At 32.7% G+C, this 13261-nt stretch carries 7 protein-coding genes; all 7 read left to right on the plus strand.

Annotated elements, in window-relative coordinates:
- Positions 1 to 9 precede the first annotated feature (9 nt).
- Genes N1F78_RS02910 through N1F78_RS02940 form a run of 7 tightly spaced genes read left to right on the plus strand, consistent with a single transcriptional unit; the run spans position 10 to position 13114 of the window.
- Positions 10 to 3459 carry a hypothetical protein gene (locus N1F78_RS02910; RefSeq protein ID WP_406684696.1) on the plus strand — a complete coding sequence of 1150 codons (3450 nt, stop codon included), beginning with the start codon at positions 10 to 12 and terminating at the stop codon, positions 3457 to 3459.
- Positions 3459 to 4745 (plus strand): glycosyl hydrolase family 17 protein, encoded by a 1287-nt coding sequence (locus tag N1F78_RS02915; RefSeq protein ID WP_406684697.1) that lies wholly within the window; start codon positions 3459 to 3461, stop codon positions 4743 to 4745. Before N1F78_RS02910 ends, N1F78_RS02915 begins: the two co-directional genes overlap by 1 nt.
- Before the next feature lie 4 nt (positions 4746 to 4749).
- Positions 4750 to 5763, plus strand: a complete 1014-nt coding sequence (locus N1F78_RS02920) for a glycoside hydrolase family 2 TIM barrel-domain containing protein (protein ID WP_406684698.1) — start codon at positions 4750 to 4752, stop codon at positions 5761 to 5763.
- A 40-nt stretch (positions 5764 to 5803) separates the two neighbouring features.
- Positions 5804 to 7267, plus strand: a complete 1464-nt coding sequence (locus N1F78_RS02925; protein WP_406685658.1) for a glycoside hydrolase family 30 protein — start codon at positions 5804 to 5806, stop codon at positions 7265 to 7267.
- A gap of 28 nt (positions 7268 to 7295) precedes the next feature.
- Positions 7296 to 8858: an MFS transporter gene (locus N1F78_RS02930; protein WP_406684699.1), complete on the plus strand. Its 1563-nt coding sequence runs from the start codon at positions 7296 to 7298 to the stop codon at positions 8856 to 8858.
- Positions 8859 to 8868: 10 nt separating this feature from the next.
- The gene (locus N1F78_RS02935) at positions 8869 to 9801 is read left to right on the plus strand and encodes a glycosyl hydrolase family 17 protein (protein ID WP_406684700.1); all 933 of its coding nucleotides are present in this window, start codon (positions 8869 to 8871) and stop codon (positions 9799 to 9801) included.
- Positions 9802 to 9817: 16 nt separating this feature from the next.
- Positions 9818 to 13114, plus strand: a complete 3297-nt coding sequence (locus tag N1F78_RS02940; protein WP_406684701.1) for a VCBS repeat-containing protein — start codon at positions 9818 to 9820, stop codon at positions 13112 to 13114.
- The last annotated feature ends 147 nt before the right edge of the window (positions 13115 to 13261 follow it).

Consider the following 13261-nt stretch of genomic DNA (forward strand, 5'->3'; position numbering starts at 1 on the left):
TATTTACAGATGAAATCTAATATTCTATTAAAAGAAAAAGTGATTAAAGATACAACTACACCTAATGGAAAATTGGTTCAAATTGAGAACGAATCCTATTATAAAATTTCAGATAGTGATAACATGCGTCCGTTTTTTATGAGCATTGTTTCTGATTCCAACCATTGGATGTTTATTTCTAGTAACGGTGGTTTAACTGCGGGAAGAAAAAATGCTGAATATGCATTATTCCCATATTATACAGACGACAAAATAACAGAATTAGCTGAAAGCAGTGGCACAAAAACCATTTTCCAAATAAACCTTGAAGGTAAAAACCTTATTTGGGAACCTTTTTCAATTCGCCAAACAGGAGTGTATCGTATAAAATCCAATCTTTATAAAAATATTTATGGAAATAAAATTGTTTTTGAACAAACAAACTTAGACTTAGGTCTTACCTATAGATATTCTTGGAATTCAAGTAATAAATTTGGGTTTGTAAAAAAATCTTCATTAGTAAATAACTCAGACAAAGAAATAAGCCTAACCGTTTTAGATGGGTTACAAAATATCCTTCCTTCAGGTGTTGGTGCAGATCTTCAGAACTCAAGAAGTAACTTAGTTGATGCCTATAAGAGAAGTGAAATTAATGCTGATACTGGTCTTGGAATTTATGCACTAAGTGCTATAATAGTAGACAAAGCAGAACCTAGTGAAGCTTTAAAAGCTAATACCGTGTGGTCGCACGGCTTTGCTAACCCGGTTTACCTTGCATCTTCATTACAATTAGATGATTTTAGAAATGGAAAAAACATATTACCTGAAACTGATATAAAAGCAGAGAAGGGAGCTTATTTTGCCTCATCAAAGATGTATTTACAACCACGTTCTGAAGAAAAATGGATTTTTGTTGCCAATGTTAATCAATCCATTTCAGACGTAGTTGAAATTTCAGAATTTATTAATAGCGAAACACATATCAATAAACGAATTCAAGAAGATATTGATTTAGGAACCGAAAATTTAATAAAATTAACCTCTAATTCTGATGGAATTCAGTTAACAGAAGACCAAAGAATAAACACCAGACATTTTGCCAACACAATGTTTAACATAATGCGTGGCGGTATTTTTGATGATAATTACAACATAGAAAAAGATGACTTTCTGAAATATATAAGTAAAGCCAACAAAGAACTTTATATTACTAAAAGTAAAGACCTTAATAACTTACCCAATGTTTTCAATTTAACTTATTTAAAAGAATTAGCGGAACAGGAGGAGAATAAAGATTTTAAACGACTCGCTTATGAGTATTTGCCTTTAAAATTTAGTAGAAGACATGGAGATCCTAGTCGTCCATGGAACAAGTTTTCTATAAACACGAAAAGTGAAATAGATGGTTCAAAGGTATTAGATTATGAAGGTAATTGGCGTGACATCTTTCAAAACTGGGAAGCTTTAGCACATTCATACCCTGATTTTATTGAAGGAATGATTCATAAGTTTTTAAACGCTTCTACTTTTGAAGGCTACAACCCATACCGGGTTACTAAAGATGGTTTTGATTGGGAAATTATTGAAGAAAATGACCCATGGTCTTATATAGGTTATTGGGGAGACCATCAGATTATCTATTTGTTAAAATTTTTAGAGTTTATAGAAAACTACTATCCTAACACTTTAGAGACTCGTTTTACTGAGGATATATTTGTTTATGCTAACGTACCTTATAAAATTAAAAGTTATGCTGAGACTCTTAAAAACTCCAAAGACACAATTGATTTTGATCATAACTTGGATACTATTATTAATAAACGAAGAGAAGAGCTAGGCTCAGATGGAGCTTTATTAACTGATAAAAATTCAAACATCCACAAAGTTAATTTCATTGAAAAAATCTTAGCCACAGTATTATCTAAAATATCAAATTTTATTCCCGAAGGTGGTATCTGGCTTAACACCCAAAGACCAGAGTGGAACGATGCCAACAACGCTTTAGTTGGAAACGGTGTTTCTATGGTTACCCTATATTATTTAAACCGGTTTTTAAATTTCTTTGAAAAAATAATATTAAAATCAAGTATTGAGCAAGTTAAGGTTTCTAAAGAATTGGAACAGTTTTTCAGTAGCATTAACAATACACTTCAAAGGAATAGCAGCGTTCTATATGGAAGAATCTCTGATAAAGACAGAAAAACTATTCTTGATGGTTTAGGAATGGCAGGGAGTAAATATAGAGAATCCATATACAATGAAAGTTTTTCAAGTTCAAAAGCAGACATTTCACTAGCTGATATATCTGATTTTATAAAGACTTCTAAATTATTTTTGGAGCACAGCATAAAAGTCAACAAGAGAGATGATAGCATGTATCATGCCTATAATTTAATGACAGTTAAAAACGAGGATGAAATATCTATTTCTTATTTACCTGAAATGTTAGAGGGTCAAGTAGCTGTTTTAAGCTCTGGGTACCTCACTCCTGCTAAAGCATTAGAATTACTAGATGGTTTAAAAAACAGTTCCTTATTTAGAGAAGACCAATACAGTTATATCTTATACCCAAACAAAAACCTTCCCAATTTTGAGGTAAAAAACAACATTCCTCATGCTAGTATAGAGAAATCTAAACTTATTAAAACATTAGTTGCTAACGGTAATAGACAAATTATTGAAAAAGATATTAAAGGCATTTATCACTTTAATGGCAATTTCAATAATGCCAACGACTTAAAAGAAGCTATAGATAATTTAGACCAATCCTATGACAATTTAGTTAAATCTGATAAAGAATTATTGTTGCAAGTATTTGAAGAAATTTTTGACCATAAGTCCTTTACCGGTCGCTCAGGAACCTTTTTTGGTTATGAAGGTCTAGGATCTATATACTGGCATATGGTTTCTAAGTTATTATTGGCAGTTCAAGAAAACTGCTTAATCGCAATTAATTCTAATGAGAATGATGAAATAATTGGCAGATTACTAGACCATTATTACGAAATAAACGCTGGTATTGGTGCACATAAATCACCCGAATTATATGGAGCGTTCCCAACAGATCCTTATTCGCATACACCTGCTACTAAGGGAGCACAACAACCAGGTATGACTGGTCAAGTGAAAGAAGACATTATAAGTAGGTTTGGTGAGTTAGGTCTGTTTGTTAAAAATGGTCAAGTTACTTTTAACCCAAGACTGTTACAAAAGAAAGAATTCTTAAATGATTCTTCAGTATTCTCATTTACAAATCTTAAAAACCAAAAACAAAAGATTAAGGTTGAAAAAAACACATTATGTTTTACGTATTGTCAAACACCTATTATATACAAACGTTCCAATAATGAAAGTATAAAAGTGATTTTTAATGATAAATCAACAGTAAAATTAGATAACCTAATTCTAGATAAAAGCACCTCGAAACATATTTTTGAGCGCACTGGAATTATAGAACGTATAGAAGTATCCATTTTATAATGAGAAATAGGATAAGTAAAATATTCATTCTTGTGCTTTCACTAATCTTTATTAGTTGCAATAACACATCTAAAAAAAAAGTAAAAACTCATATTGAACAAGATAACATGACTGCTGCCGAAATTTTAGGGAATCCAAACTACTTAGCCATTTCTTATGGAGGATACCGAACTAAATCAAGAGAAGATCAACCCACCATAACTCAGTTGAAAGAAGATATGAAAATATTGTCTGCAATGGGTATTAAGATTCTAAGAACATATAATGTTCATTTGCAACAAGCTTCAAACCTTTTAAAAGCCATTAAGGAGCTAAAAGAGGAAGACAATGACTTTGATATGTATGTTATGTTAGGTGCTTGGATAGACTGTAAAAATGCATTTTCAGATTTGGTACCAGATCATTATCAGGAAAGTGAAAGAAACGAAACTGAAATAAACACAGCTATTAAGCTAGCAAAGCAATACCCAGATATAGTTAAAATAATAGCTGTAGGAAATGAAGCCATGGTTACTTGGGCAACTAGCTACTACGTACAACCTAGCGTAATTTTAAAATGGGTAAACCACTTGCAAGAGCTCAAAAATTCAGGAGAATTACCAAAAGATTTGTGGATTACAAGTTCAGATGATTTTTCATCTTGGGGTGGTGGTGACACCAGTTATCATACTAAAGATTTAGAAAATCTTATCAAAGCAGTAGATTATATCTCCATGCATACTTATCCAATGCATAATTCTCATTATAACCCAGCATTTTGGCTAACTCCAGAACAAGAAATTGGTCTATCAAGCAAAGAAAAAATAGATTCAGGAATGCAAAGAGCCTTAAATTTTGCTAAAAGTCAATACGATAGCGTTTCAAATTATATGAAAAGTTTGGGAGTTAACAAACCAATTCATATCGGAGAAACAGGTTGGGCTACAGTTTCAAACGGACACTACGGAACAAACGGATCAAGAGCTGCAGATGAATACAAATCTGGAAAATATTATAAACTATTACGAGAGTGGACCAATAAAAATAACATTTCCTGTTTTTACTTCGAAGCTTTTGATGAACAATGGAAAGATGCTGAGAATAGTATGGGATCTGAAAACCATTTTGGCCTGATTAAACTAAATGGAGAAGCCAAATACGCCTTATGGAATTTGGTAGACCAGGGTGTTTTTTCTGGATTAACAAGAGACGGAAACCCAATTACTAAATCTTTAAATGGAGATATTGATACTTTAATTAAAACTATTCAATCTCCTCCGGTAACATACGAAGTAACAACACCATAAAACCATGTATTTTCGAAAAAAAACATTACTACTAATACTATTTTCAATAATTATTATGGGGTGCCAGCAAAATGGCAATTTGGAAATAGTTTCTGTTAAAGAACGACAAATATTGGTGAACAACACACCTTATTCAATAAAAGGCATTTGTTATCATCCTGTTGCAAAAGGCAGTATGAAAAGAAGTTTTGAAACATTAGAACAAGATCTTAATTTAATGCTAGAAGCAGGTATAAACACTATTAGAGTATATGCTCCTATTGACAACAAAACGGTTTTAGACAACATCCATAAGTTTAAAATAAAAGTAATTATAGGTTTTGGGTATAATCAAGATGGTTACTTTGATATTAAATCTGGTAGTTACGTTAATTACATTAATAAATATAAAAGTCATCCCGCTATTTTAATGTGGGAATTAGGAAATGAATACAACTACCACCCAGAATGGTTTGGCGGTGATTTAAAAAACTGGTATAAAGCCATGAATGATGCGGCTGCTGTTATTCACCAGATAGATCCTTCTCATCCAACAACAACTGCACATGGTGATTTACCAAATAATCAAGCTCTTACTCTTTCTCCTAATATTGATGTTTGGGGCATAAACATTTATAGATGGGACAATCCAGGAACCATATATAACCAATGGAAAAAAGCAAGCCATAAGCCTATGTATTTCTCTGAAGCAGGTGGAGATAGTTATATGACCATTGAAAAAGACGGTTTCTCTCAGGGAATTAATGAAGAGGCCCAAGCTTCAGCCAATAATAACATTTTAAAAAGTGTTTTTAATAATACCGATGTATGCTCTGGAGTTACTATGTTCTCTTTCACAGATGGTTGGTGGAAAGCAGGAAATCCTGACCAACAAGACATTGGAGGATGGGCTCCAAATAGTAGTGGGGTTCCCTATGATGGCTCTCCTAATGAAGAGTACTGGGGTATTGTTGACATTGATAGAAACAAGAAAAAAACATTTGAGGTTATTAAAAAACATTATTTGAAAACCAACTAAAACTAAACTAATGAGACAGATTAATTTTATTCTATTAATTATGGCAGTTGCAATCTTAACAGGGTGTAATAAAAACGCTAACAGACTTAACATTGAGGTTTATGAAACCTCTGCAAAAGGAAACAAGCTTACTAAAATAAACCAATTTAAAAAAGCAGACTCCTTAGTAACAATTAAACTTAATCCTGCACAAGAATTTCAAAAAATAACTGGTTTTGGAGGCGCTTTCACAGAGTCATCCGCTTATTTATTAAATAAACTTAGCAAGCCAAATAGAGACACAATATTAGAAGCTTATTTCGCAAAAAACGGTGCTAATTATTCTTTAACAAGAACACATATGAATTCTTGTGATTTCTCATTAAGCAATTACTCATATACACCGATTGAAGATGATAAAAATTTAGAATACTTCTCTATAAACGAAGACAAAGCAGACCTTATACCAATGATTAAAGACGCTTTGACAATTTCTGAAGACGGATTCAAAATTTTTGGTTCACCTTGGACCGCTGCTCCATGGATGAAAGACAACAACCATTGGGTGGGTGGAAAATTATTACCAAAATATTATGACACCTGGGCGCTATTCTTTTCTAAATATATTGATGCATATAAAGCAGAAGGCATAGATATTTGGGGATTTACTGTTGAAAATGAACCTCATGGAAACGGAAACAATTGGGAAAGTATGCACTTTACTCCAAAAGAAATGACAGATTTTGTTCAATTTCATTTAGGTCCAAAATTAGAAGCAGATGGTCATGGAGATAAAATTATTTTAGGGTATGACCAAAATAGAGAAGGGTTAAAGGAATGGGTAGATGAAATGTTTAGAGACGAGGCTTCTTCTAAATACTTTCATGGAACCGCTATTCACTGGTATGAAAGCACCTATGATTACTTTCCGGAAGCCTTACAATATGCTCACAATAAGGCACCAGATAAATATTTAATTGAAACAGAAGGCTGTATAGATGCTCAAGTACCTGTATGGAAAGACGATGCTTGGTATTGGAAAAAAGAAGCTACAGATTGGGGTTATGATTGGGCTCCAGAAGACCAAAAACATTTACATCCAAAATATGCACCGGTCAATCGATATGCTAGAGATATAATAGGTTGTCTTAATAACTGGGTAGACGGATGGGTAGATTGGAATATGGTTTTAGATCGCCAAGGAGGGCCAAATTGGTTTGAAAATTGGTGCATTGCACCGGTAATAGTAGATCCAGATAAAGACGAAGTTTATTTCACCCCTTTATTTCATACAATGGCTCACTTTAGTAAATATATTAGACCCGAAGCCAAAGTTATAGGTTTAGAAAACTCAGACGATAAACTTATGGCAACAGCAGCGGTGAACCCAGACGGAACCATTGCAGTTGTATTATTTAATGAATTTGAAACCCCAAAAACAATAAACCTATCATTAAATGACAAAAACGTAGAATTTTCAATAGATGCAAAAGCTATTCAAACTATTGTAATTCCAAAAGATTAAAAAACTAAACTAACTAAACCAATAAGTCATGCCAAACATCATAACATCAAAAAAAGATAGAGTTCCAATTGGTCAAAAAATGGCATTCGGTGCAGGCCATTTTGTTCTTAATCTATTACCAGGGTCTTTGGCATTTTTCATGTTCTTTCTTCTTACTGCCTTTGGAATGGACCCTTTATATGCAGGACTTTTAGGGGCTTTACCAAGATTATTTGATGCACTCTCAGATCCTATAATGGGATTTATTTCTGATAACACAAAATCAAGATGGGGCCGCAGAAGACCTTATATCTTCGTTGGTGCGATTTTAAGCGGTATTCTTTTTGCCCTAACCTGGCAAATGTCTCCGGATAACTCGCAAATGTATAATTTTTGGTATTTCCTTACTTTAACTATTCTTTTTTTAATTGGCAACACCATGTATGCTACTCCTTTAGTAGGTTTGGGATATGAAATGACAACCGATTACAATGAGAGAACAAGACTTATGGCATTCTCAAATACTATGGGGCAAATTGCTTGGATGATAGTGCCTTGGTTTTGGGTTATTATCGCAGACCCTCAAGTATACGAGACTCAAGCAGTTGGAGTTAGGAATTTATCAATAATTGTAGGTTCAATATGCGCTATTTTAGGTTTGCTTCCAGCAATTTTCTGTAGAGGCTTAGACTCCTCTCATATGGAAAACAGAAAGAAAATAACGTTTAAAACTATGGCCTCAAACCTAACAGATTTATGGGCTGGCATAAAACAAGTCTCTAAGAACAAACCTTTTACAAAGCTTTGCGGCGCAACATTTTTAGTCTTTAATGGCTTTCAATTAGTATCAGCATTTAGTGTTTATATTATTGTATTTTACATGTATAATGGCAGTTATGCTCTTGCAGGTACTTGGCCGGCTTGGTTTTCAACTATTACAGCAGTAATTACTGCTTTTGTAGTCATTCCAATAATATCCGCAATATCCAACAAATGGGGAAAAAGAAAAGCATTCATCATTTCTACTATTATTTCAATTATTGGATATATTTTAAAATGGTGGGGTTTTGATACAGGATTAAATGAGAACTTTAATAAAACTAGCTTTGGTCAATCACTTAATGAAGGAGTAGCTTCACTTTTCGAATGGCTGAACCCATTTCTAGAAAGTGTTGGAATGTCATGGTTTAGTATTGATACTTCGCAAGGCTCACCTTGGTTAATTTTTATGCCAATACCTTTTATTGCTTTTGGTTTAGGAGGATTATTTACTCTAATGATGAGTATGACAGCAGATGTTTGTGATTTAGACGAATTAGAAAATGGCATGCCACGTAAAGAGGGAACATTTGGTGCTATCTATTGGTTAATGGTTAAAATTGGCCAATCTATTGCATTATTTTTAGGAGGGTTAGTATTGAAGTTGGTAGGTTTTATTTCTGATGCAGAAACCCAGACAGCAGAAACCATGAATAGCTTAAGAATTGCAGATATATTAATCCCTTCAATAACGGCTGCTCTTGCTATTTGGATAATGTATAAATATAGCCTTAATGAAACTAGAGCAAAACAAATAAAAGCTGAATTAGTAAAACGAAGAGGAGAACTTTAAATTAATAATTATGTCAAGAAGAAATGCAAAAATAATGTCTTTGTCTGGAGGTGAATTAAATCAAAAAACCTCAAATGGATTGCATAGTATGTTTAATAGAGTTTTAAACAAAGGAATGCATGGAATCTGTTTTAGTGCCTATGAAGATGGCCAAGAAATTGGTGCTCAACTCTCAGAGACTCAAATTAGGAGACGTATGAAAATAATTAAGCCATACACCAAATGGATAAGAACATTTTCTTGTACCGACGGTAATGAACTAATTCCTATAATTGCAAAGGAATTTGGTTTGAAAACTTTAGTTGGAGCATGGCTTGGAAACGATCTTGAAATTAACAATAAAGAAGTAGAAGGACTAAAAAAACTAGCCCATGAAGGATATGTTGATATTGCTGCCGTGGGTAACGAAGTTTTATATAGAAATGACTTAAATGAAAATGAACTTTTAAATTATATTTATGATGTAAAAAAAGACATTTCAAATATTCCAGTTGGATATGTTGATGCCTACTATGAATTTGCTGAAAGACCAAAAATCACGCAGGCTTGTGACATTATTTTAGCCAATTGCTATCCCTTTTGGGAAGGTTGCTCAAATGATTATGCTCTTATTTATATGAAAGACATGTTTCGAAAGGCGTTAAAAGCTGGAAATGGAAAAAAGGTTATTATTACTGAAACAGGGTGGCCTAGTGAAGGAGAGTCTTTACAAGGAGCACAACCATCATATGAAAATGCCATAAAATACTTCATTAACTCTCAATTATGGTCTAATGAAGACAATATAGAAATGTTTTATTTTTCTTCTTTTGATGAGCCATGGAAGGTAGGCGCTGAAGGAGATGTTGGAGCCTTTTGGGGCTTATGGGATAAAAACGAAAAACCTAAATTTAAATCGAATATTTTAGATTTTAAAAAGAAGTCATTATTTTTTAATGAATAGTTACTAAATTTAATACATGTTTAATCGAAAGTCAATTATATATATATTAATTATTCTGGTCTTTTTGTCCTGCAACTCCAAGTTAGACAGAAATATTTACCCAGACACCCTAAATGGTGGTTTAGAATTGTTATCTCCGGAAATTACTGGAGTAAACTTTAACAACTCCATAAAAGAATCAACCACATTAAACATGTTTTTTTATAGTCAAATTTACAATGGTGCTGGAGTTGCGATTGGAGATATTAATAATGATGAATTACCAGACATTTTCTTTTGCGGTAATCAGGTGAGTGATAGACTTTATTTAAACAAAGGAGAATTTAAATTTGATGATATTACTAAAAAATCAAAGGCTGCGATAAACGCTGGTTGGTCATGGGGAGTTACCATGGCCGATGTTAATAGTGACGGTTATTTAGATATATATGTAAGTAGAAATGGTGAATCTATGTCCCTAGAGGATAGAAAAAATCAACTCTATATAAATAATCAAGATTTAACATTTACTGAATCCGCAATGAAATATGGTCTTGCTGATCCAGGATTTTCCACTCAAGCTGTTTTCTTTGATATGGACAATGATGGTGATTTAGATATGTATCAAGTAAACCAACCTCCTGATGCTAAACTTTTTAAACGTTATTCCATAGATCAAGATACATATAAACATTATACAGATAAACTTTATAAAAATGAAAACGGTAGATATAAAGATGTTTCCAGTGCAGCAGGTATTGAACCAAGATTAGCCTATGGTTTAGCTGTTTGTGCAACCGATTTTAATAATGATGGATGGACAGATTTATATGTTACCAATGACTATGACGAGCCTGATTTTATGCTCTATAATAATGGAGATGGCACTTTTAAAAATGTTATTGATAAAAATTTAAAGCATATATCAAGGTTTAGTATGGGAGCAGATACTGGTGATATTAATAATGACGGCTTAATAGATTTGATAACTTTAGACATGGCTGCTGAAGATCATTACAGATCCAAAACTAACATGGGATCAATGAGTACTGAAGAATTCAATAAAATTGTTAACAAGGGAGACCACTATCAATATATGTTTAATACATTACAGATAAATTCAGGACGTTCTGGGTTTTATGATGTTGCAAATATAGCTGGAATTGGCAAAACCGATTGGAGTTGGGGTTCACTAATTGTAGATTTAGACAATGATGGTTTAAAGGATATTTTGGTATCTAATGGTATTCCAAAAGATGTTAGAAATAATGATTTTGTGGACGCCCTAAATAATGTTGATGAAAACATTACAATTGAAGAATTTTTCAATATGACCAATTTGGCACCATCATCTCCTCTACCCAATTATGTGTTTAAAAACAAGGGAGACTTGCAGTTTAAAAAAGTATCAAAAGATTGGACTTTTAACACTCCAAGTTTTTCTAATGGTATTTCTTATGGCGATCTAGATAATGACGGTGATTTAGATGTTGTTACAAACAACATGGGATCTCCAGCTTTTATTTACAAAAACAAGGCCACAGGAAATTTCTTAAAACTAGTTTTTGATGGTCCAAAACAAAATACATTTGGTTATGGCGCAAAGGCAACTATCCATTATAATAATTCTATACAAACAGCAGTAAATACAGTAACAAGAGGTTATTTTTCATCTATTGAACCTGGTTTGTTTTTTGGCCTTGGGAAAGAAGTTGAAGTTGAAAACATAGAAGTTGTATGGCCAGATGGCAAGAAGAATACTTTTGATAATGTTGATGCCAATAGCACTTTAATTGTCAAATACGACAAAGCCGAACCAGCTAATTCCAAGCAAAACCTTTCAAAGGGATATCTTCTTGAAGCTAACCCATCAGCTCTTGGAATTAATTTTCAACATAATGAAAATAATTATGATGAATATACTGAAGAAATACTCTTACCTCATAACATTTCACAAAACGGACCTTTTACTGCCGTGGCAGATGTAAATGGAGATAATTTAGAGGACCTATTCATTGGAGGTGCTGTGGGGCAATCAGGAGTGCTTTACATCCAAAATGAAAAGGGTAAATTTGAAAAGAGTAATTCTCAACCTTGGAATGACGATAAATTATCAGAAGATTTGGGGTGTGTTTTTTTTGATATTGATGGGGATAACGATTTTGATTTATATGTTGCAAGTGGTGGAAGCGAATACAAACAAGGCTCCAAATATTTACAAGACCGTTTATACATTAATGATGGTAATGGAAATTTTAATAAAGGCCTAAAAAACTTACCGCCCATAAAGGAAAGCTCTCAATGCGTAAAGGTTTCTGATGTTGACAAAGATGGAGATTTTGATCTATTTGTTGGCACTCGGTTAATTTCAGGAAAATACACACATCCGGCAACTAGTTATATTCTTCTTAATAACAGTAATGGTACCTTTAAAAAAGTTCAAAATACGGTAGCACCAGATTTACAAAACATAGGAATGGTAACAGATGCTGTTTTCACAGATATAGACAATGACGATGATCAAGACCTAATTCTGGTTGGTGAATGGATGGCGGTTACTATATTAGAAAATGATAAAGGAAAGTTTAAGTTAAACTCAGAAAAATTCGGATTAAACAAAGGCACCAAAGGATTATGGTGGTCTATTACGGCAAACGACATAGATAATGATGGCGATGATGATTATATTCTTGGTAATTTAGGAAAAAACAATAAATTCAAGGCATCCGTAGAGCATCCATTTAAGGTTTATGCTAATGATTTTGATGATAACGGAACAAATGATATTGTTTTAGCTAAATTTTATAAAGAAGATTATGTTCCTCTAAGAGGCAGAGAGTGTACAAGTCAGCAAATGCCTTATGTTACCGAAAAATTCAAAGATTATCACAGCTTTGCATCTTCCAAATTATATGACATATTACCAGATAAAAAGATAGAAAATGCTGTAATTCACGAGATTTCAAGTTTCGAGAGCATTGTTCTAATTAATGATTCTGGTATCCTTAAAAGAAAAGTATTACCCATTCAAGCCCAATTATCTCCATTAAAATCATCTACAATTGTAGATATTAATAAAGATGGATTTAAAGATATAGTTTCTGTAGGCAACCATTATGGAGTTGAAGTTGAAACTACTCGTTATGATGCTGGCTTTGGTACCGTACTTTTGGGTGATGGCAAAAATAATTTCAGATACATATCACCTAAAGAAAGCGGTTTTTATGTACCAAATGACTCTAGAAACATTAATAAAATTAAATCTTCTGATAATAATTTATTATTCATTATCTCTAACAACAATAATGAAACTAAAATTTTTAGTTTTTATTAAAAATTCAATTACTACTTTTTTCAAACCAAGATTGTTTAGTCCTTTTTAAAATTAATATTGAAATCTTTCCATTTAACACCATTACAACACCACAACATCACCACAACAAAACCAATTAAACTGAAATTTACATCAGACTAAAAAACT

This window comes from Seonamhaeicola sp. MEBiC01930 (assembly GCF_045277075.1).
GTDB lineage: Bacteria > Bacteroidota > Bacteroidia > Flavobacteriales > Flavobacteriaceae > Seonamhaeicola.

Excerpts from the sequence above, each read along its gene's own strand:
- N1F78_RS02910 (WP_406684696.1), top strand. The coding sequence starts at position 10 with ATGAAATCTAATATTCTATTAAAAGAAAAAGTGATTAAAGATACAACT.
- N1F78_RS02915 (WP_406684697.1), top strand. The coding sequence starts at position 3,459 with ATGAGAAATAGGATAAGTAAAATATTCATTCTTGTGCTTTCACTAATC.
- N1F78_RS02920 (WP_406684698.1), top strand. The coding sequence starts at position 4,750 with ATGTATTTTCGAAAAAAAACATTACTACTAATACTATTTTCAATAATT.
- N1F78_RS02925 (WP_406685658.1), top strand. The coding sequence starts at position 5,804 with ATGGCAGTTGCAATCTTAACAGGGTGTAATAAAAACGCTAACAGACTT.
- N1F78_RS02930 (WP_406684699.1), top strand. The coding sequence starts at position 7,296 with ATGCCAAACATCATAACATCAAAAAAAGATAGAGTTCCAATTGGTCAA.
- N1F78_RS02935 (WP_406684700.1), top strand. The coding sequence starts at position 8,869 with ATGTCAAGAAGAAATGCAAAAATAATGTCTTTGTCTGGAGGTGAATTA.
- N1F78_RS02940 (WP_406684701.1), top strand. The coding sequence starts at position 9,818 with ATGTTTAATCGAAAGTCAATTATATATATATTAATTATTCTGGTCTTT.